15 protein-coding genes and 1 pseudogene are annotated in these 24,246 nt (G+C 20.4%); 10 read left to right on the forward strand and 6 right to left on the reverse strand.

Features of this window, described 5'->3' with window-relative positions; all coding sequences use genetic code 11:
- The first annotated feature begins 199 nt into the window (after positions 1-199).
- Positions 200-1,354, forward strand: a complete 1,155-nt coding sequence (metK, locus tag GJT98_RS00660; RefSeq protein WP_168820871.1) for a methionine adenosyltransferase — start codon at positions 200-202, stop codon at positions 1,352-1,354.
- A gap of 69 nt (positions 1,355-1,423) precedes the next feature.
- On the opposite strand, the gene gyrA is transcribed toward metK, so the two are convergent.
- From gyrA to GJT98_RS00675, 3 genes and pseudogenes are all read right to left on the reverse strand, one after another.
- Positions 1,424-3,958: a DNA gyrase subunit A gene (gene gyrA / locus GJT98_RS00665; protein WP_168820872.1), complete on the reverse strand. Its 2,535-nt coding sequence runs from the start codon at positions 3,956-3,958 to the stop codon at positions 1,424-1,426.
- Between the two features lie 231 nt (positions 3,959-4,189).
- Positions 4,190-6,568, reverse strand: a pseudogene (gene mutS, locus GJT98_RS00670) (DNA mismatch repair protein MutS); the annotation flags it as partial.
- A gap of 119 nt (positions 6,569-6,687) precedes the next feature.
- Positions 6,688-7,419: a Bax inhibitor-1/YccA family protein gene (locus tag GJT98_RS00675; RefSeq protein ID WP_168820876.1), complete on the reverse strand. Its 732-nt coding sequence runs from the start codon at positions 7,417-7,419 to the stop codon at positions 6,688-6,690.
- 134 nt (positions 7,420-7,553) lie between these two features.
- Here GJT98_RS00675 and rsmH point away from each other — a divergent pair, with 134 nt between their 5' ends.
- The 8 genes from rsmH (at position 7,554) to GJT98_RS00715 (ending at position 17,394) form a co-directional block, all read left to right on the forward strand.
- Entirely contained in the window at positions 7,554-8,486 is a 933-nt protein-coding gene (gene rsmH, locus GJT98_RS00680; RefSeq protein WP_246208945.1) for a 16S rRNA (cytosine(1402)-N(4))-methyltransferase RsmH, read from the forward strand.
- Positions 8,487-8,550: 64 nt separating this feature from the next.
- Positions 8,551-10,053, forward strand: a complete 1,503-nt coding sequence (gene murE, locus GJT98_RS00685; protein ID WP_168820878.1) for a UDP-N-acetylmuramoyl-L-alanyl-D-glutamate--2,6-diaminopimelate ligase — start codon at positions 8,551-8,553, stop codon at positions 10,051-10,053.
- On the forward strand, positions 10,050-11,420 hold the full coding sequence (locus tag GJT98_RS00690) for a UDP-N-acetylmuramoyl-tripeptide--D-alanyl-D-alanine ligase (protein ID WP_168820880.1): 1,371 nt from the start codon (positions 10,050-10,052) through the stop codon (positions 11,418-11,420). Before murE ends, GJT98_RS00690 begins: the two co-directional genes overlap by 4 nt.
- A complete protein-coding gene (gene mraY / locus GJT98_RS00695) occupies positions 11,414-12,478 on the forward strand; it encodes a phospho-N-acetylmuramoyl-pentapeptide-transferase (protein WP_168820882.1) in 1,065 nt (354 codons plus the stop codon). The genes GJT98_RS00690 and mraY overlap by 7 nt, the downstream gene beginning before the upstream one ends.
- 12 nt (positions 12,479-12,490) lie before the next feature.
- Positions 12,491-13,804, forward strand: coding sequence for a UDP-N-acetylmuramoyl-L-alanine--D-glutamate ligase (gene murD / locus GJT98_RS00700; RefSeq protein ID WP_168820885.1), 1,314 nt, complete (start codon positions 12,491-12,493; stop codon positions 13,802-13,804).
- 66 nt (positions 13,805-13,870) lie between these two features.
- Positions 13,871-14,935: an undecaprenyldiphospho-muramoylpentapeptide beta-N-acetylglucosaminyltransferase gene (gene murG / locus GJT98_RS00705; protein WP_168820887.1), complete on the forward strand. Its 1,065-nt coding sequence runs from the start codon at positions 13,871-13,873 to the stop codon at positions 14,933-14,935.
- 30 nt (positions 14,936-14,965) lie between these two features.
- Positions 14,966-16,453 (forward strand): UDP-N-acetylmuramate--L-alanine ligase, encoded by a 1,488-nt coding sequence (gene murC / locus GJT98_RS00710; protein ID WP_168820889.1) that lies wholly within the window; start codon positions 14,966-14,968, stop codon positions 16,451-16,453.
- Between the two features lie 17 nt (positions 16,454-16,470).
- Positions 16,471-17,394: a D-alanine--D-alanine ligase gene (locus GJT98_RS00715; protein WP_168820890.1), complete on the forward strand. Its 924-nt coding sequence runs from the start codon at positions 16,471-16,473 to the stop codon at positions 17,392-17,394.
- A gap of 49 nt (positions 17,395-17,443) precedes the next feature.
- Here the strand turns inward: GJT98_RS00715 and GJT98_RS00720 are convergent, their stop codons facing one another.
- On the reverse strand, positions 17,444-17,929 hold the full coding sequence (locus GJT98_RS00720; protein ID WP_168820892.1) for a hypothetical protein: 486 nt from the start codon (positions 17,927-17,929) through the stop codon (positions 17,444-17,446).
- Positions 17,930-18,044: 115 nt separating this feature from the next.
- On the opposite strand from GJT98_RS00720, the gene secA reads away from it, so the two are divergent.
- On the forward strand, positions 18,045-20,792 hold the full coding sequence (gene secA, locus GJT98_RS00725; protein ID WP_168820894.1) for a preprotein translocase subunit SecA: 2,748 nt from the start codon (positions 18,045-18,047) through the stop codon (positions 20,790-20,792).
- A gap of 64 nt (positions 20,793-20,856) precedes the next feature.
- Here the strand turns inward: secA and dnaJ are convergent, their stop codons facing one another.
- Entirely contained in the window at positions 20,857-21,966 is a 1,110-nt protein-coding gene (dnaJ, locus tag GJT98_RS00730) for a molecular chaperone DnaJ (RefSeq protein WP_168820896.1), read from the reverse strand.
- 116 nt (positions 21,967-22,082) lie between these two features.
- Positions 22,083-23,999 carry a molecular chaperone DnaK gene (gene dnaK / locus GJT98_RS00735; RefSeq protein WP_168820898.1) on the reverse strand — a complete coding sequence of 639 codons (1,917 nt, stop codon included), beginning with the start codon at positions 23,997-23,999 and terminating at the stop codon, positions 22,083-22,085.
- Positions 24,000-24,246 lie beyond the last annotated feature (247 nt).

A 24,246-nucleotide genomic window follows, 5' to 3' on the forward strand; every position in this document is an offset into this window, starting at 1 on the left:
ATTTAAATTACTCCTAAAGTTAAAACAAAAATATTTTATAAAAAAATTATTTATATAAAGAAATATATACTTAAAATGTTTTAAAATCTATGTATTATAATTTTAAAATTTTAATTTTTAAAAATTTTATATATATTTTATTTTAAATAAATATATAATAATAAAGAAAAAATATTTTTAATTATAAAAGGTAATATTAATGACAGAATATTTATTTACATCAGAATCTGTATCAGAAGGACATCCTGATAAAATAGCAGATCAAATTTCAGATGCTATACTAGATGATATAATAAAACAAGATATTAAGGCTCGTGTAGCATGTGAAACATATATTAAAAATAATATGATATTAATTGGAGGAGAAATAACTACAAAAGCTAAAATAAATATAGAAAAAATAACAAGAAAAACTATAAAAGAAATAGGATACACTAATCCTAATGCAGGATTTAATGCTAATACATGTACAATACTAAATATTATTAGTAAACAATCGGAAGATATTAATAAAGGAATAACATCTAATTTAGATAGATACAATCAAGGAGCAGGAGATCAAGGTTTTGTTTTTGGATATGCAACAAATGAAACAGATGTTTTTATGCCAGCACCTATTGTATATGCACATAAATTAGTATATCAACAAGCACAAATTAGAAAAAAAAAAATATTATCATGGTTAGAACCAGATGCTAAAAGTCAAATTACTTTTAAATATAAAAATAATAAAATTATTAATATAGATTCTGTTGTTTTATCTACACAAATTTCTAAAGAAATATCATATAAAAAATTACAAGAAGCTATTATGGAAGAAATTATTAAACCAGTTTTGCCTAAAAATTGGATAAATAAAAAAACAAAATTTTTTATTAATCCTTCCGGTCGTTTTATTATAGGAGGACCTGTTAGTGATTGTGGTTTAACTGGAAGAAAAATTATTGTAGATACTTATGGAGGAATGGCTAGACATGGAGGAGGAGCTTTTTCAGGTAAAGATCCATCTAAAGTAGATAGATCTGCTGCTTATGCAGCGCGTTATATAGCAAAAAATATAGTAGCATCCTCTTTAGCTTCACGTTGTGAGATACAAATTGCCTATATTATAGGTATTGCTAATCCAATTTCAATAATGGTAAATACTTTTGGTACTGGAAAAGTATCTAATAAAAAAATAATATTATTTATTAAAGAAATTTTTGACTTAAGACCTTTTAATTTAATTAAAATGTTAGATCTTTTAAAACCAATATATAAAAAAACTGCATGTTATGGCCATTTTGGAAGAAATATTTTTACATGGGAAAAAATAGATGAAGTAAATAAATTTAAAGATTTTTTTAGTATTTAAGAAAAAAAATATTAATTATTTATAATAATATTTTTTAAAAAATTAAATTCCATAAATTAGAAAGATTATTTAAATTTTCTGTAATCCAACAATTTTTTCATTAAATTTAGTTTTCATTATAATTACACCTTTAGTATTACGTCCAACAACACAAATTTCAGATATATTAACACGTATAAGTGTTCCCATATTAGTTATAATAATAACTTGATCATTGTTTTCTACTTTTAAAGATCCTATTAATTTTCCATTTCTTTTATTAATTTTTATAGATATAACACCTTTTGTAGATCTAGATTTTGTTGGAAATGCTATGTGATTTGTACATTTACCGTATCCATTTTCTGTTATAGTAAAAATATTATTTTTAGATTTATGTTTTATAATTATTAATGAAACTATATAATCATCTTTTTTATTTAAAATATTCATTCCTTTTACACCTATTGTATTCCTTTCCATAGATCTAATTTGAGATTCATTAAATTTAACTGCTTTTCCTGAAGAAGAAAATAACATTATTTTATCATCTTTATTAACAAGTGATACTCCTATTAAAGTATCGTTTTTTTTTAATTTTATTGCAATAATTCCATTAGATCTAGGATTACTAAATTTTTTTAAATTTGTTTTCTTTATTTTTCCTTGTGAAGTTACTAAAATTAGATTTGAATTATTTGTATAGTCATTTACTACAAGAAAACTATTAATTACTTCTTTATCTCTTAAAGAAATTAAATTTATAATAGGTCTTCCTTTAGCATATCTGTTAGCTTCAGGAATATTATATACTTTTAACCAATATAAACGACCTTTATTAGAAAAACATAAGATGTTATCATGAGTATATGCTATTAAAATTTTATGAATAAAATCATTTTCTTTTAATTTTATAGCTAATTTACCTTTACCTCCTCTATGTTGTAAATTATATTCAGTAATTTTCTGATATTTAATATAACCTTGATAAGATAAAGTAATAATAACTTTTTCATGATTAATTAAATCCTTTTTTTGAATAAAAGAATTATTATTGAAAATAATTTCTGTTTTTCTATGATCTCCAAATTCTTTTTTTATTAAAATTAATTCATTATAGATTACTTTCATTAAGTATTCATAATTATTAATAATTTTAATTAATTTTGATATTTTATATATCAAATTTTGATATTCTATACATAATTTTTTATGTTCTAGGGTTGTTAATTTATTTAATTTTAATTCTAAAATAGCTTGAATTTGTTTATAACTAAAATGATAATTATCATTAAATTTTATTAAATTAGAATTAGTTAAATAAATATTTAATGTTTTTTTTTCTTTTAAATCAAAAATTTGAAATATATTTGGAATTTTCCAAGATTGAATATAAATTTTATTTCTTATAGTTTCTGATATTTTAGAAGAACGTATAATTTTTATAATTTCTTGTATATTTAATAAAGCTACTATTAATCCTTCTAATATATGTGCTTTATTGCGAGCTTTATCTATTTCATAATTTGTTCTTCTTATCACTATTTCACGACGATGAGAAATAAATGCTTTAATAATTTTTTTTAAAGACATTAATTTAGGCTCACCCTTATATAAGGAAACCATTTTTATACTAAAAGTAGTTTGTAATGATGTTAATTTATATAAATTATTTAAAAGAACATTAATAGATATATCTTTTTTGATTTTAATTAAAATACGTATACCATCTTTATCAGATTCATCTCTTAAAGTTTTAATACCTTGAATTTTTTTTTCTTTTATTAAAAAAGCTATTTTTTCTATTAATTTAGATTTATTTACTTGATAGGGGAGTTCATAAATTATGATAGTTTTATAATTTTTTTTTTCATCTTTAATTATTTTAATACGTCCTCTAAGAAAAATTTTTCCTTTTCCTGTACTATAAGCATTTTCAATACCATTTATACCATAAATAATCCCTGCAGTAGGAAAATCTGGACCTGGAATATGATTCATTAAATCTTTAGTAGTAATTGAATTATTATTAATATAAGCTAAACAAGCATTAATTACTTCAGTAATATTATGAGGAGGAATGTTAGTTGTCATTCCTACAGCTATACCTGATGATCCATTTATTAATAAATTAGGTATTTTAGTAGGCATTATTTCAGGTATTTTTTCAGTACCATCATAATTAGGTAAAAAATTTACTGTATTTTTTTCTAAATCAGTAATAATCTCCTGAGAAATTTTAGACATTTTTACTTCAGTATAACGCATAGCAGCAGCTGAATCTCCATCAATAGAACCAAAATTACCTTGTCCATTTATTAATGGATATCTTAAAGAAAATATTTGAGCTAATCTTACAATAGTATCATAAACTGCATTATCTCCATGAGGATGATATTTTCCTATAACATCACCTACTATTCTTGCTGATTTTTTATAAGGTTTATTCCATGTATTTCCTAATACATACATAGCGTATAATATACGTCTATGTACTGGTTTTAATCCATCTCTTACATCTGGTAATGCTCTTCCTATTATAACTGACATAGCATAATCTAAATAAGAATTTTTTAATTCTTCTTCAATATTAATTAATTTTATTTCTTTAGCAAAAGAATTCATATAAATAAATATCCTTTAAACTTAATTTTATAGGTTAAATATTTATCATTTATATTTATAAATATATAAATTTATTACAAAATTTATAAAAAAGTATAAATAAATTTTTTGATAAAATAAATTTTTGTATTTTTATATTCATATAATTATAATAATTATATTAATATAATAAATATATATATTTTATATAATACTAAATTTTTTAAAATATTTTTAACTTAAAGTATTATAATTTTTTAATTGTTTAATTTTTTTTTTTGCTTGATTAATAACTTCTTTAGGAATTCCTGCTAAAGATGCTACAAATAAACCATAATTTTTATTAATTGATCCAATTTTAACTTTATGTAAAAAAACAATAGAATTGTTTAATTCTATTGCATCAAAATATACATTTTTTATACATTTATTTTTAATTTTTAAGTTAGTTAATTCAATATAGTTAGTTGCAAATAAAGTAAGTGATTTATTTTTTTTTGCAATATTTTCTGCACAAGCCCAAGCAATAGCTAAGCCATCATGAGTGGATGTTCCTCTTCCTATTTCATCCATCAATACTAAACTTTTTTGTGTTGCATTTCTTAAAATATTTGCAGTTTCTATCATTTCTACCATAAAAGTAGATAATCCAGAAGAAATATCATCTGTTGATCCTATTCTAGTAAAAATTCTATCTATTGGTCCTATAATAGCTTTATCTGCAGGAACATAACTACCTATATAAGTCATTAATATAATTAATGCAACTTGCCTCATATAAGTACTTTTTCCCCCCATATTAGGACCTGTTATTAACAATATATTATGATTATTATTTAATAATACATTATTAGCTATAAATGGTGATTTTATAATATTTTCAACAATAGGATGTCTAGAATTAATTAAAGATATTCCTATTTTTTTTTTTATTATAGGACAAGTATAATTTAAAGTTAAAGATCGTTCAGCTAAGTTACATAATACATCTAATTCTGATAAATATAATGATAATTTTTGTAAATTTTTTAAAAAAGGATTAATGTAATCAAATAATTCTTCATATAATTTTTTTTCTAAATTTATAAGTTTTTCTTTTGAATTTAGAATATTTTTTTCGTATTTTTTTAATTCTGGAATTGTATATCTATTAAAATTTTTTAAAGTTTGGATTTGAATATATTTATTAGGTATATCAGATTTATAACTTTTATTAATCTGAATATAATATCCATGAATTGTATTAAATCCAATTTTTAATTTTTCTAATTTTAATAAATTACGTTCTTTTTGTTCTAAAAAAGATAGATATTTATTAGAATCTTTTGAAAATTTTCTTAATTCATCTAATAATATATTATATCCAGAAGCTATAACGTCTCCCTCTCTTAAGGATAAGGAAGGTTTTTTTTTTATAGATTTTTCTAATAAATTTTTTAATGAAAGAAATGATCCTAAATTTAAAATTTTAGTTTTTATTTCACAATTATCTATATTTTTAAAAATTTTATAAAAATAAGGTAAATAATTTAATGTTTGTCTTAAAGAAACTAAATCATGTGGTTTAGCAGTTTTTAATGCTAATCTAGCAATAATTCTTTCAATATCTCTAATTTTTAATAAAATTTTTTTAAAATCAAAATAATATTTTTGTAATATTGAAATATTTTTTTGTCTATTTAAAATAATTTTTATATCCCTTATAGGGTTATTTAACCATCGTTTTAATAAACGACTACCCATACTAGTAGTAGTATAATCTAATACTTTAATCAAAGTATTCTCATTATTTCCTGAAATACTGTTAATAATTTCTAAATTTTTACGAGTATTTTCATCCATAATAATTTCATTATTATGATTTTCTAAAAAAATATTATTAATATGCGGTAAATATACTCGTTGAGTATCTTTAACATATTGTATTAAACATCCTGCAGCTCTAACAGCTATAAGTGATTTTTCAATACCAAAACTTTTTAAATTTTTAGTTCCAAATTGCATATTTAATTGTTGAAAAGCTGTATCTATATCAAATTCCCACAATGGTCTACGTCTAATACAGTTTCTTTTTTCTATTAAACTTATATTTGTAAAATTTTCAGAATATAATAATTCTGTAGGGTTAGTTCTTTCTAATTCTCCTGCAATTATATTAATATCTTTATTTTCCATAATTCTAAAATCACCAGAACTAATATTTAATGTGGCATAACCAAATCCTAATTTTATATCTTGATATATTGCACCTAATAAATTATCAAAGTAATTATTTAATAAAACATCATCACTGACTGTTCCTGGTGTAATAATACGAACTATTTTTCTATCTAAAATTTTTTTTTTAGATAATATTTTTTTTTTTTGTATTTGTTCACAAATTGCTACTGATTCTCCTAATTTAATTAATTTTGATAGATAATTTTCTATACTATTAACAGGTATACCTGCCATAGGTATTGGTTTTCCATTTAATTTTCCTCTTTTAGTTAAGACAATATTTAATAATTTTGAGGCTTTTTTTGCGTCTTCAAAAAACATTTCATAAAAATCTCCTAATCTATAAAATAATAGAATATTAGGATATTGTTTTTTTAATTTAAAATATTGATCTATCATGGGTGTAGACATGTTTTTGTAATTTTTTAATATTTACTATTTTGAAAATTTATATTTCTTAATTTAAACAAAAATATTTTATATTAATAAAAATAAATAATCTATAAACAATTTTTATTTAAAAATAATTATTATTTATCATCATTATTATCATTAGTATCAATTAATCTTAGTATTATAAAAAATAAATTAATAAAGTCTAAATACAACATAAGTGCACCTAAAATAGCATATCTTCTTAAATTATCTTTATCATTTATATTTAAACTAATTTTTTTTGCAATATTTTTTAATTTTTGAGTATCATACGCAATAAGTAATGTAAAAAAAATTACACCAATATAATTTATTATAGATGCTACAAAATTATTTTGTAACCATAAATTTACAAATGAAGCTATAATTATACCAAATACACCCATTAATATAGTATTACCTAAATAACTTAAATCTTTTTTTGTATAATACCCCCAAATACACATAGATAAAAAAGTAAGTGATGTAGTTATAAATGCTGTAAAAATAGTATTTTGATTATATGTGCAAAATATTCCTGCTGTAGTTAACCCAGTTAAAGATGAATAAAACATAAATAAAGTAGTTAGTGTTTTTCCAGATAATCTATTTAAAAGATTTGAAATAGTAAATACTAGTACAAATTGTAAAAAACATAAACCTAATAAAAAGAATTTATTATTTAATATATAATTCATTATTTGAATTGTACTAGATACATACCATGCAACAAATGCTGTTAATAATAACCCACAAGACATCCACCCGTATACTTTTCTAAAGTATGTTTGTATATGATATTTTTCTTGTTTTAATGTAGTACTTTTAAAATTTGGATATTCTATCATAATTACACCTTTTAAAAAATTTAACCAAAATTTTAAAATAAATATTTTTATAAAAAAATATATTTTAACTATATTAATATTATATTATATAATATGTAAAATATATAGTATTTAATTTAAATATATATCATATAATGAATCATATACCTGTTTTATTAAAAGAATCTGTTCATAGTTTAAATATTAAAAAAAATGGAATATATATAGATGCAACCTATGGTTGTGGAGGACATACAAAATTAATTTTATCTAAATTAGGAAATTATGGACGAATATATGCCATAGATTGTGATATAAAAACAATATTAAAATATAAAATTATGGATAATAGAATTATTTATATCCATAATAAATTTTCAAATTTAAAATTAATTTTAAATAAAATGATAGGTAAAATAGATGGAATTTTTTTTGATCTAGGTATTTCTTCTTTTCAATTAAATAATCCTAAAAGAGGCTTTTCTTATATGTCTAATGGCCCATTAGATATGCGTATAAATCAAAATAATAAAATAACTGCTTTAAATTTATTAAAAAATATAAGTGAAAAAAAAATATCTGAAATATTAAAAAATTATGGTGAAGAAAGATATCATAAAAAAATAGCATATAATATAAAAAAATATATTTTAAAAAATAAATTACATAATACATATGATTTATCAAATTTAATTTGCTCTACAATTATTAAAAATAATAAATTTAAACATCCAGCAAAAAGATCTTTTCAAGCTATAAGAATCTTTTTAAATAAAGAAATAGAAGAACTTAAAAAGGTTTTAAATATTTCATTAGAATTATTAAAAAAAAATGGCATTATATCAATAATTAGTTTTCATTCAATAGAAGATAGAATTATTAAGAATTTTATGAAAAAACATAGTCCTTATTATAAGGGTAATATTAATAGTAAATTACCTTTAACTGAAAAAGAAATTAATTATTTATATTATAAAAATAATAAATTTAAATTAAAGATTATTAACAGAGTTTTTCCAAGTAAAAATGAAATTTTTAAAAATCCAAGAGCAAGAAGTGCAATATTACGTATTGCAAAAAAAATATAAAAAATAATAAATTTTATTTCTTTTATAGATTTAATAAAAATATTTTAAATTAAGGATTTAATCATTGAATTCTTCTTTATGTAGTTTACAAAAATTATTAAATAATTATATAAAAAATAATTTAATAAAAAATATTTTAATAGATAGAATAGTTTTAGATAGTAGAAAAATTAAAGGAAAAAATTGTCTTTTTATAGCAATAAAAGGACATAAAAATGATGGTAAAAATTTTATAGAACATGCTATCTTAAAAGGTGCTATTGCTATAATAACTTATTCAGATAATAAGGTACCATCTTATAGTATTTTATTTAAAAAAAATATACCTATTATTTATTTACCTAATTTACATAAATATATTTCATACATTGCAGGAATCTTATATAATCATCCAAGTAAAAAAATACCTGTTATAGGAATTACCGGAACTAATGGCAAAACAAGTATAACACATTTTTTAATGCAATGGATTACATTATTAGGAGGAAAACCAGCTGTTTTAAGTACAATAGGAAATGGTTTTTTAGAAAAATTAGTTAAAACTAAAAATACAACAGATTCAGCAATAAAAATACAATCTACATTAAAAAATTTTATAAAACAAAAAGCTAATATTATAATAATGGAAGTTTCATCTCATGGATTAACTCAATTTAGAGTATCAAATATACTATTTTCTATAGGAATTTTTACTAATTTAACTAGAGATCATTTAGATTATCATAAGAATATGCATAATTATGAATTATCTAAATTAAAATTTTTTACCGATCATAAAGTAAAAAAAAAAATTATAAATATTGACGATAATATAGGATTTAAATGGTTTAAAAAATTATCTAATGTAATATTAGTTACTACAAAAAAAAAATTTTTATGTAAATCTAATTTATTTATTTATGTAAAACATATAACTTATTCATCTGATAAAACAATTATTGTATTTAATTCTAGTTGGGGTAATGGAAAATTAAAAATTAATCTTATAGGTAAGTTTAATGTTATAAATATTATTTTAAGTATGGCTGCATTATTAAATTTAAATTATCCTTTAAAGAAATTAATAAAAACAGTATCTAAAATACATTCCGTGAAAGGAAGAATGGAAAAAATATTTTTTAAAAAAAAATATTCTAACATAATAATAGATTATGCTCATAATCCTGATTCTTTAAAAAATTTATTATTAACTATAAGAAAAAATAATTATGGTAAAATATGGTGTATTTTTGGATGTGGAGGAGAAAGAGATATAGGAAAAAGAAAAATAATGGGATATATAGCTACTAAATATGCTGATAATATAATCTTAACAACTGATAATCCTAGAACAGAAAATATAAATAATATAATTAAAGATATAAAAAAAGGATGTAGTAAATTAAATAATGTTTTTACTATTTTAGATAGGACTAAAGCTATTTCTTATGCAATCTTTAATTCTTCTAGAAAGGATATTATTTTGGTAATTGGTAAAGGTCATGAAAATTATCAAATTATTGGTAAAAAAATTTTAAATTATTCAGATTTTGATACTATTAACAATATATTAAGAAATATTAAATGAATAAATTAATTAGTTTAAAAAAAATATCAAAAATAGTCAATGGAATATTAATAGGTAATGATATTAAAATAATAAATTTTTCTATAAATAGTAGAAAAATAAAAAAAAAATGTATGTTTATTGCTATTTATGGTAAAAAATTTGATGGACATCATTTTATTAATGATGCCATTAAAAATGGAGCTTTAGCTATATTAGTTAATAAATATATTAATGTTAATATTCCTCAAATAATTGTATTAGATACTATCCTAGGATTAGGCAAATTAGGTTTATGGAAAAGAAATCAGTTTACAAATAATATAATAGGTATTACTGGTTCATCTGGTAAAACATCAGTTAAAGAAATGACAGTATCTATTTTAAAAAAAAAATATAAAACTATTTTTACTAAAAAAAATATGAATAATCATATCGGTATACCTTTAACATTATTAAATTTAACTAATAAATATAGATATGCCGTAATTGAAATAGGTGGTAATCAACTTAATGATATTTCTTATACTAGCAGTTTAGTAAAACCTAATATAGCAATAATTAATAATATATCAGAATCACATTTAGAAGGTTTTAAGTCATTAAAAAATATTATTAAAAGTAAAAGTAATATTTTTAATTATTTAACTGATAAAGGCACTGCAATTATTAATTATGATGATAATAATCAAAAAAAAATTTTAGAAAAATTAAATTATAATAAAAATATTTTAACTTTTTCCTTAAATAATAAAAAAGCTAATTTTTTTTCAAAAAATATAATAATTTTATCAAATAAAATTCAATTTATTTTAAATTCTCCTATAGGAGAAATATTAATTCAATTATTTCTTATCGGTGGAGGTATACATAATATTAATAACGCATTAGCATCTGCTGCATTATCTTTTGCAGTTGGATCTTCTTTAGAAGAAATATCTAATGGTTTAAAATATTTTAAACCTATTCAAGGAAGAATGTATCCAATTATTATTAATCATAATAAATTAATCATAAATGATACATATAACGCTAATCCTAATTCTGTAAATATAGCTATTAATGTTCTTAAAAATTTTCCTGGTAAAAAAATTTTAGTTATTGGAGATATGTTAGAATTAGGTATATATACATCATTTTATCATCAAAAAATAAAAAATTTAGTTTTTGTATCTAATATAGATTATATTTTTAGTATTGGTAAATATAGTAAATGTATTACTGAAAATAATATAAGAGCAAAACATTTTTCAAATAAAAATTTATTAATAAATGAATTATTTATAATTATTAAAGAATTAAAAAATTATACAATTTTATTTAAAGGATCACGTAAAAATAAAATGGAAATATTAATTAATATTTTACTGGAGAAATTAAAATGTTAATAATATTATTTAAATATTTAAATTTATTTTTAATTAATTTTAAATTACGTTTTATAATGACATTTTTATCATCATTTTGTATAACTTTTTTTTTTAGTCCCCTACTTATTAGTTACTTTAATCAAAAAAAAATTTCTCAAATTATTAGAAAAAATGGGCCTATTACACATTATTATAAAAACAATATTCCTACTATGGGTGGTTTAATTTTATTATTATCTATTTTAATTTCTGTTATTTTTTGGTCTAATTTATCAAATAAATATATTATTTATTCATTATTTATTATGATATTATATTCTATAATAGGTTTTATAGATGATTATTATAAAATAATTTTTAATAACTCAAAAGGATTAGAGCCATATAAAAAACTTTTTTTACAATTAATAGCCACTACTATAATTATAGTTATTATTTATATAAATAATAAAGAAAAGCTATATATACAATTTATTTTACCTTTTATTAATCAAATAATAAAATATAAATTAAATTTAACTATATATTTAATAATATCTTATTTAATTATTATAGGAATAAGTAATTCTGTAAATTTAACTGATGGATTAGATGGTTTAGTAATTATGCCTATAATTTTTATTTCTTTAGGATTATCTTTATTATGTTATTTTTCAGGAGATATATTTTTTTCTCAGTATTTTAATTTTATTTATGTAAAAAACGCAAAAGAATTAATAATTATATGTTTATCTATTGTTGGTTCTGGATTAGGTTTTTTATGGTATAATACATATCCTGCAAAAATTTTTATGGGAGATGTAGGATCATTATCTCTAGGAGCTATTATATCAATAATAGCTATTTTAATAAGACAAGAATTTTTATTTCTTATAATGTGTGGTATATTTATATTAGAATCACTATCTGTAATAATCCAAGTTATAAAATTTAAATATAATAAAAAACGTTTTTTTTTAATGGCTCCTTTACATCATCATTATGAATTACAAGGAATTGCTGAACCTTGTATTATTATTAGATTTTGGATTATTTCGTTAATATTAGTACTATTTTCTTTAATTTTAATAATATAAAAATTTTGTAAAATGAAAAAAAAAATTCTTATTATAGGATTAGGTATAACAGGCATATCATGCGTAAATTTTCTTTTAAAAAAGAAAATTATACCATCTGTAATGGATAAATGTATTAATCCAAAATTAATAGAAAAAATACCATCTTACATTCCATGTCATTTAGGATCTTATAAGAAAGATTGGATATTAAATTCTAATTTAATTATTTTAAGTCCTGGTATATCAATATTTAATAATTTTCTATTAGAAGCACAACAAAAAGGAATTGAAATAATAGGAGATATAGAATTATTTGCTCGTTATAATACTACTCCTGTAATAGCTATTACAGGTACAAATGGTAAAAGTACCGTTACTAATATGATTAGTAAAATTATGAAAAAAAATAATTTTAATATTAGTATAGGGGGTAATATAGGATATCCAGTATTAGATTTATTATCTTTTACAAAAGATTTCTATATTCTAGAAATATCTAGTTTTCAATTAGAAACAATAAAACAATTAAATATATATATTGCCGTTATTTTAAATATTTCACAAGATCATATGGATAGATATCCTTTAGGTATTAAACAATATCGTAACTTTAAATTACGTATTTATAAACATTCATCTATTTGTATATATAATTCTGATGATAAATTATGTTATCCTCATTATTTTTCTCCAAAAAAAAAATATATAACTTTTGGTAAAGTTTCTGGTAAATATAAATTATGTTATTATAAAAATAATATATATTTACAAATTAATAATAAAAAAATTTTAAATTTTAATAAAACAAAATTAATTGGTATCCATAATTATGTAAATGCTTTAGCTGTATTAGCTGTGACAGATACATTAAAAATTTCCAAAAAAATTTCTTTACAAGAAATAACTAATTACTTAAATATGAATCATATTTTACAAATAATCCATGTAGAAAATGGAGTTACTTGGATTAATGATTCAAAATCTACAAATATTAATAGTACTAAAGCAGCTTTAAAATATTTAGATAAAAAAAAAATTTGGTTATTATTAGGAGGATATGACAAAAATTGTGAATTATATTTATTAAAAAAATACTTACAAAAAAGAGATAATATTAATATTTACTGTTTTGGAATATCAAGTAAAAAAATATTATCTATTTATCCTAAAGCAATACTAGTAAAAACAATATATCAAGGAATTAAAAAAATAATTAAATTAGTAAAATTTGGAGATTTTGTATTATTATCTCCTGCATGTTCTAGTATTGATCAATTTAAAAATTTTAAACATCGTGGTAACGAATTTATTAGATTAGTTAAAAAATTTCATAATATTGAATAATATTTTTTTATTAAAAAATATTATATAATTAAAATATTTTAATTTATATCAAAATATTTTTAAATTATGAAAAAAAACAAAAAAATTCTTATAGTAGCTGGAGGAACAGGAGGACATATTATTCCTGCTTTAAATATAGCATATACATTAATAAAAAAAGGATGGGAAGTACGTTGGTTAGGAACATATTCTAGAATGGAGTCTAAAATTATTCCTAAAAAAAATATACGTATTTATTTAATAAAATTTTTTAGATTTAAAAAAAAAAATATTTTTTCAATTATTATTACTATAATTAAATTATTTATATCTACTTATAAATCAATTTTAATTTATAAAAAATATAAACCACACTTAGTATTAACAATGGGAAGTTATATTTCTGGACCTAGTGGTTTAGCTGCATGGTTATGTAAAATACCATTAGTCATACATGAACAAAATAATATTCCAGGTATAACAAATAAAATATTATCTAAAATTGCTACAGTCGCAATGCAAGCATATCCAAATACATTGCAGAATGCAATAGTAGTAGGAAATCCTTTAAGTGAAAAAATTATTAAATTATCTTTATATAAGAGATCTATTTTAAAAATTCATAAACCAATTCATTTATTAATTACAGGAGGTAGTCAAGGATCAAATATAATAAATAAAATAGGTATAAAATTAGCTTATATTTTAAAAAATAAAATATCAATTTTACATCAAGTAGGAAAAGGTAATTTAAAAAAAATATTTCATAAATATAAAAAAAATAAAATTAATAATTTAATTATAAAAGAATATATTAAAAATATGCATCAAGCATATGAATGGGCTGATATTATTATCTGTAGATCAGGAGCTATGACTGTAAGTGAGATTACTGCAATAGGATTACCTGCTATTTTTATACCATTTCAACATAAAGATAAACAACAATATTTTAATGCAATAAATTTACAAAAAATAGGAGCTGCTAAAATTTATGAACAACATAATTTAAATATTAATAATATTGTAAATACTATATTATCTTTAAATACCAAAAAAATGCTAAGTATATCAAAAAAATCTTATAATCTATCTATTATAGATTCTACAAAATTGATTTATAAAGAATTAAATAGAATAAAAATTAATTAATTTAATATTTACATAAGATGAAAATTAAAAATGTTTAGTAAAAAAATTTTTAATAAAATACCAAAAATGAAAAATATTAATCATATATATTTTATTGGTATTGGTGGTTCTGGAATGGGGGGGATTGCGACTATATTGGCAAAACAAGGATATAAAATTAGTGGTTCAGATTTATTTTCTAATTTTATTATAAAAGATCTAACTTTATTAAATATAAAGATATATTTTAAACATGATGCTAAAAATATAACAAATAATATAGATCTCGTTATAGTATCTACTGCTATAAAAAATGATAATCCAGAATTAATTACTGCAAAAAAATTAAATATTACTATACTTAGTAGAGCACAAATGTTGGCAAAATTAATGAAATTTTCTTATGGAATAACTATTACAGGAACTCATGGAAAAACAACAACTACAGCTATGATATATGAAATATATAAATTAGCTGGATTAAATCCTACATTTATAAATGGGGGTATTTTAAAATCTTCTAAAAAATACGCTTATTTAGGTTCAAGTAAATATTTTATTGCAGAGGCAGATGAAAGCGATGGATCTTTTTTACATTTAAAACCTATTATAAACATCATTACAAATATTGAAAATGAACATTTAGATTTTTATGAACATAATATTGAAATATTAAAAAAAACATTTTTAAAATTTTTAAAAAAACTTCCATCTTATGGATGTATAATTATTTGTATAGATAATATACATAACTATGATTTAATCAAAAAAAATAAACATCTTTTAAAAAAAAATATTATTACATATGGATTTCATAAAGATGCTGATATACAATTGTTTAATTATAACCAGAATGGTTATAAAACTAGTTTTTTTTTATTAGAAAAAAAAAAAAATTTATATTTAAAAATAAAATTAAATATTCCTGGTTATCATAATGTATTAAATGCAACAGCTGCATTTGCAGTATCATCTTATATTGGTTTAAATTATTCAATAATTTTAAGATCTTTAAAAAAATTTCAAGGTATTAAAAGAAGATTTGATATTTTAGGAATGTTATTTCCTTATAAAAATATAAATAATAAAAAAAATATAATTATTATTGATGATTATGGTCATCATCCAACTGAAATAAAAATGACTATAAATACAGCTCGTAAAATATGGCCAAATAGAAATTTAATCATGATTTTTCAACCACATCGTTATTCTAGAACTAAAAATTTATCAAATGAATTTGTAAAAATATTATCAAAAGTTGATAAATTATTTTTATTAAAAATTTATTCTGCAGGAGAAAAATTTATAAAAAATGCTAATAGTGAATATTTATTTAAAAAAATTAAAAAATTAGGAATTATAAAACCTATTTTGATTAAATCGAAAAATTATTATATTATTATAAATAATATATATTCGCAATTAATAGGAAATGAAATATTAATTTTTCAAGGAGCAGGTGATATAAATAATATATCTTCATTATTAATGAAATATAAATTTAAAAATAAAAAAATTAATAATCAAAACTTATAATAAATTTTAATTAAATTATGTCTAGAAAAATAGCTGTATTATTTGGGGGTAATTCTCCAGAAAGAGAAATTTCTTTAAAATCTGGTAAAGCAATTTTAAATGCTTTAGTAAAATTAGGTATTAATGCTATTGGGATAGATCCAATAAACTTCCCATTATTATATTTAAAAAAATATGGATTTAAAAAAATTTTTATATCTTTACACGGTAAAGGTGGAGAAGATGGTACTGTACAAGGAATATTAGATTATCTTAATATTCCTTATACTGGAAGTGGATTATTATCTTCTGCAATAACTATGAATAAATTTATTACAAAAACTCTTTGGAGAGAGTATGGATTACCTGTTGTCTATCCTTATTTTTTATTAAATAAAAAAAAATTTATAAAATCAAATTATTTAAAAATAGAAAAAAAAATTTTAAAATTTAAATTACCTATTTTTATAAAACCTAATTGTAATGGATCTAGTTTAGGTATTTCAAAAGTAAATCATTTAGATAATTTATTTGATGCAATAAAAAAAGCATTTATATATAGTGAGGATATTTTAATTGAAAAATATATAAAAGGTGAAGAATATACAGTTGGAATTCTAGATAAAAAAATTTTACCTCCTATAAAAATAGAATATTCTAGTTCTTTTTATAATTATCAAGCTAAATATTATTTAAATACTACTAAATATTTTTGTCCTAGCGGATTAAATAAAAATAAAGAAAAAGAATTAGAAAAAATAGTTTTAAATGCTTGGAATGTTGTAAAATGTAATACATGGGGAAGAATTGATATTATTTTAGATGAAAATAAAAATTTTCAATTATTAGAAATAAATACTATACCTGGTATGACTTCTCAAAGTTTGTATCCAATAGCAGCTAAAAAAGCAGGATTATCTTTTTATGATTTAGTTATAAAAATTTTAAATTTAACTAAATAAATTTTTCTATATAAAATAATTTATTTAATAAAAATTAATTTAAATTTTATTAATAATAGGCTATTTTAATAAATCTTTTTATTATATAACCTAATTTTTTAGGACTTTTTTTTGCAATATTTAATAATAATTTAGCACTATATTTCGTTAATAAATTTTTTTCTAAATTATATTTATTATTAATATTATTTTTAATAAATGTTGTTTTTAAAAAAACAGGATTAATTTTAATATCTATCTTTTTTAAAGATGGAATAACATATTTTTTTAGATAAACTAAAATAGTTGATTTTATAGATAAAAATCTCATTAAGGAACTTGCATTATATGTTTCTATAATTAGAATATTATTTTTTAAATTTTTAACATTATACCAATGGTGTAATTGTACAGGTAAATATTTTTTGATAATTTTATTAATTTTTATTAAAATATCTGTATGTATATATATTTTATGTAATATCTTCGTATAAGAAGAATAATATTTTTTTTGAAAAATTGTATTAATTAATAATAATTTATTATTACGCATCATTTTTGTCTTTTAAAGTTTTTTATAAAAAATTATAAATATTTTTTATATTTTTGTTAAAATAAATATTAAATAATATTTATAATTATACAATTATATTTTTATTAAGAGTATTTATATGTTAAAAAAAATTTTTACTAAAATTTTTGGTAGTAATAATGATCATGTTTTACGACGTATTCAAAAAACAGTAAATATTATTAATGATATGGAAATAGAATTTGAAAAATTAACTAATTTTGAATTACAAAATAAAACTTTATTTTTTAAAAAAAAATTACAAAATAATTTTTCTTTAGAAAATATTTTACCAGAAGCTTTTGCAACAGTTAGGGAAGCTAGTAAAAGAGTATTTGGTATGCGTCACTTTGACGTTCAATTAATAGGAGGTATTGTATTAAATAATAATTGTGTAGCAGAAATGAAAACTGGAGAAGGTAAAACATTAACATCTACATTACCAGCATATCTTAATGCTCTTACTGGTAAAGGAGTCCATATTGTTACTGTTAATGATTATTTAGCAAAACGTGATGCTATAAATAATAAAATATTATTTAAATTTTTAGGATTAAATGTCGGTATTAATATATCAAATATGTCATTACAAGAAAAAAAAATTGCTTATCAAGCAGATATTACTTACGGGACTAATAATGAATATGGATTTGATTTTTTAAGAGATAATATGGTTCTTGATTATAATGATAAAGTACAACGTAGTTTAAACTACGCTATTATAGATGAAGTTGATTCAATATTAATTGATGAAGCTCGCACTCCTTTAATTATTTCAGGATCTGCTGAAGATAGTTCAGATTTATATATTAAAATAAATAATATTATACCTCATCTAATATATCAATCAAAAGATGATTCTCCTTCTTATCAAGGTAAAGGACATTTTTTTATAGATGAAAAATCTCGTCAAGCATATTTAACTGAGAAAGGTTTAATTTATTTAGAAAAAATATTAATAGAAAAAAAAATAATAAATATAGGAGAATCTTTATATTCTAAAAATAATATTATTATTTTACATCATATTATTTCTGCATTAAGAGCACATAAACTTTTTAAAAAAAATGTTGATTATATATTAAAAAATAATAAAATTATAATAGTAGATGAACATACTGGAAGATTAATGGAAGGTAGAAGATGGTCAGAAGGATTACATCAGGCTATAGAAGCTAAAGAAAATGTTAAAATTAATAATGAAAATCAAACTCTAGCATCTATAACATTTCAAAATTATTTTAGATTATATAAAAAATTATCAGGAATGACAGGTACCGCTATTACAGAATCTTTTGAATTTAAAGAAATTTATAAATTAGATACAATAGTTGTTCCAACTAATAAACCTATGATTAGAAAAGATTTAGCAGATTTAATTTATTTAACTAAAAAAGAAAAAATAAAAGCTATAATTAAAGATATAAAAGAAAAACACCTAAAAGGTCAACCTATATTAGTTGGTACTGTTTCTATAAAAAAATCAGAATTAATTTCTCAAAAATTAAAAGAAATAGGTATAAAACATAATATTTTAAATGCTAAATTTCATGCTAAAGAAGCAGAAATAATTTCAAAAGCAGGTATAAAAAATGCAGTAACTATTGCAACTAATATGGCAGGTAGAGGGACAGATATTGTTTTAGGTGGTAATTTTATATTTAGTAATAATAAATATAATTTAGATAAAATAAAAAATTTAAAATTACAATGGCAAGAAAAACATAATGAAATTGTAAAATTAGGTGGTTTATATGTTATCGGAACTGAACGTCATGAATCTAGAAGAATTGATAATCAATTAAGAGGTCGTTCTGGTAGACAAGGAGATAAAGGTATATCAAGATTTTATTTGTCAATGGAAGATTCTTTAATGCGTATTTTTGCTCCTAAAAATATGTTATTTTTAATGAATAAACTTGGTATGAAATCTAATGATTATATTGAACATCCTTGGATAACTAAAGCTATATCTACAGCACAAAAAAAAGTAGAACATTATAATTTTGATATACGTAAACAATTACTTGAATACGATGATGTAATAAATGATCAACGTTTAGCAATATATTTACAAAGAAATAAATTATTAAAATCATTAAATATTAATCAAATAATTAAAAATTTTAGAATTGATGTTTTTACAAAAATAATAAATAGTTATATAAAATCTGATAGTTTTATCAAAGAAAAGTGGAATTTAAAAAAACTAAAAATTTATTTTTTTAATGTTTTTAATTTACAATTTCCTATTAAAAATTGGATACATAAATATCAAGAAAAAAATAAAAAAAAAATTAATAAAAATTATTTTTTTAAAAAAATTATTAATTTTTCAGAACAAGAATATATAAAAAAAATAAATACTCTAGATATTAAAACAGAATATATAAAAATTTTTGAAAAAAATATTGTTTTACAGATTTTAGATAGTTTATGGAAAGATCATCTTGCTGCAATAGAATATTTAAAACAAGGTATTCATTTAAGAGGCTATGCACAAAAAGATCCTAAACAAGAATATAAACGTGAATCTTTTCATATGTTTAATATTATGTTGGATACTTTAAAAAAAGAAGTTATTATTACTTTAAGTAAAATAGAAAATGAAATAATAAAAAATTATCATAAATCTTCAAAAAAATCAGAAAAAACTAGAATTTTTAACGATTATATAAAAAATAATAACTTAATTATTATAAAAAAAATATCTGATTCTTCTATAAATAATACAAATAAATATTTAAATAATACAAATTTTCTTCAAAAAAAAATAGGTAGAAATGAAAAATGTCCTTGTTTTTCAGGAAAAAAATATAAATTTTGTCATGGTTTAATAATAAAATAACTCTCATAATAATAGAGGGTATAAAAAATAAATTTATTTTTTATACCCTCTATTATTATGAGAGTTATTTTATATTATAAAAAAAATTTTTAATATTATCTAAAAATTTTCTTATTTTAGGAAAATTTTTATAACTAGAAAATTCATTAAAACTTTCATCTAATTGATACAAAATATTTTTTTGTTTATTATTTAAATTAATTGGTGTTTCAATTATTATCTTACATAATAAATCACCAAAAATACTATTTTTTCTAATTGATTTTATTCCTTTATTACGTATTCTAAACATCTTACCTGTTTGAGTCCCTTCAGGAATTTTTAATTTTACATAACCATTTAACGTAGGTATTTTTATATTACCACCTAATGTAGCTGTGATAAAATTAATAGGTAATTCACAATATAAATTACTTCCTTCACGAATAAAAAGAGAGTGTTTTTTAATTTTAATTTCTATATATAAATCTCCAGATTTAGCTCCATTATTACCTATTTCTCCCTCCCCATTTAATCTAATACGATCTCCAGTATCAATACCACTAGGTATTTTAACTGATAACGTTTTATAAACTTCTAATTTTCCTTGACCTTTACAATAAAAACAAGGATTTTTAATAAAATTACCTTGTCCATGACATCTAGGACAAGTTTGTTGTACAGTAAAAAAACCTTGGCTCATTTGTATTTGTCCATGTCCATTACATGTGTGACATTTTTGTAAAGAACCTTTAGCACCTGTTCCATTACAATAATTACAAGTTTTTAAAATAGGAATTTTTATTTCTTTAGTTATACCTTTTATTGCTTCTTCTAATGAAATTTCAATTAAATATTTTAAATCAGCACCTTTTTTAGATTTTTGATTACTTCTTGAACTACCAAATATATCACCAAAAACATCTCCAAAAATATCACTAAAATCAGTTGTATTACTTATGTTTTCTTGCTCAAAAGCAGAATGTCCATATTGATCATAGGCATTTCTTTTTTTTACATCACTTAAAATTTCATAAGCTTGTTTAATTTCTTTAAACTTATTTTCAGCCTCTTTATTTCCCGGATTACGATCGGGATGAAATTTCATAGCTAAACGTTTATATGCTCTTTTAATCTCACGATCTTCAGCATTTTTAGCAACACCTAAAATATCATAATAATCTTTTTTTGCCATAATAAATTACACTATTCTAATCTAACTTCATAATTTTATTAATACCGATCACTTTTAATAAATAAACGGTACTAATAATATTTTTTAATAATTTATTTATAGAAATAATTAAATAATTATTTTTTTTTATCTTTAATTTCTTCAAATTCAGCATCCACAACTTCATTATCCTGATTTTCAGGTTTTATATTATTATTTTTTTCTTCTTTAATATTATCATTATTTTTAGTTAAATTCATAATATTACTAGATACTTCTATTAATTTTTGTATTTTTGTTTGTATATTATCTTTATCTTCTGTTTTAAGGGATTTATTTAATTCATTAATTGCATTTGTTATTAATAATTTATCTTCTTTTTTAATTTGATTGTTTATTTCTTTAATTTTTTTTTCAGTATTATGTATAAGTTGATCCCCTTCATTACGTATTTTTACTAATTCTTCAAAAATACGATCAGATTCAGTATTAGCTTCTGCATCTCTTATCATTTTTTCTACTTCTTGTTTATTTAAACCTGATGATGCTTGTATAGTAATTTTCTGTTCTTTACCACTTTTTTTATCTTTAGCAGAAACATGTAAAATTCCATCTGCATCTATATCAAATGTTACTTCTATTTGAGGAATACCTCTAGGAGCAGGACTAATTCCATCTAAATTAAATTGTCCTAAAGATTTATTATCATTTGATCTTTTACGTTCTCCTTGTAAAACATGAATTGTAACAGATGATTGATTATCTTCAGCTGTTGAAAAAACTTGACTATGTTTAGTAGGGATAGTTGTATTCTTATTAATTAAGGATGTCATTACTCCACCAATAGTTTCTATACCTAAAGATAATGGAGTTACATCTAATAATAATACATCTTTTACATCTCCTGATAATACTCCACCTTGAACTGCTGCTCCTATAGCCACTGCTTCATCAGGATTTACATCTTTTCTTGGTTCTTTACCAAAAAAAGCTGCTACTTTATTTTGAACCATAGGCATACGAGTTTGCCCACCAACTAAAATTACATCACTTATATCTGAAGTAGATAAATTAGCATCTTTTAAAGCTATTTTAAGAGGTTTAATTGACGTATCTACTAAATCTTCTACTAAAGATTCTAGTTTAGCTCTTGTTAATTTAATATTTAAATGTTTTGGTCCTGAAATATTTGCTGTAATATAAGGTAGATTAACATCAGTTTGTTGTGCTGAAGATAATTCAATTTTAGCTTTTTCTGCAGATTCTTTTAATCTTTGCATAGCTAATGGATCATTTTTTAAATCTATTCCTTGATCTTTTTTAAATTCTGTTACTAAATAATTAATTATACGACTATCAAAATCCTCTCCTCCTAAATGTGTATCACCATTTGTGGATAATACTTCAAAAGTTTTTTCACCATCAACATCATCTATTTCGATAATAGAAATATCAAAAGTTCCTCCACCTAAATCATATACAGCTATAGTACGATTACCATGTCCTTTATCTAATCCATATGCTAAAGCAGCCGCGGTAGGTTCGTTTATAATTCTTTTTACTTCTAATCCAGCTATTCGTCCTGCATCTTTAGTAGCTTGACGTTGAGCATCATTAAAATAAGCAGGTACTGTAATAACAGCTTCATTTACTTTAACACCTAAAAAATCTTCAGCTGTCTTTTTCATTTTTTTTAAAACTTCAGCTGAAATTTGTGGTGGTGCCATTTTTTTACCTTTAATATCTATCCATGCATCACCATTATCTGATTTAATAATTTTATATGGCATTATTTTTATATCACGTTGTACTTCTTCATCATCAAATCGTCGACCAATTAATCTTTTAATAGCAAAAAGAGTATTTTGGGGATTAGTAATAGCTTGACGTTTTGCTGGTTGTCCTACTAAAATTTCTCCATCTTGGGTATAGGCAATTACCGAAGGTGTAGTTCTATCCCCTTCTGCATTTTCTAAAACTCTTGGTTTATTACCATCTATAATTGCTATACAAGAATTGGTTGTACCTAAATCGATACCAATTATTTTACTCATACAAATTACTCCTATAAATTTATAATTATTTTATGATATAAAATTTAATATATAAATATTTATAACATATTTATTATGTATTAAATAAAGCATAATCCCTAATGAAGAGGAAATGGGGACACATATTAATGTGTCAAGGGGGTAATACATTTTTTTTTTAAAATATAAGATTTATTTATTTTATTATAAAATATTTTTGTTAAAATAATATTACATATTAAAGTAATAATTACCTATTATTTCAAAT

It is taken from the genome of Enterobacteriaceae endosymbiont of Donacia sparganii (genome assembly GCF_012569045.1).
GTDB lineage: Bacteria > Pseudomonadota > Gammaproteobacteria > Enterobacterales > Enterobacteriaceae.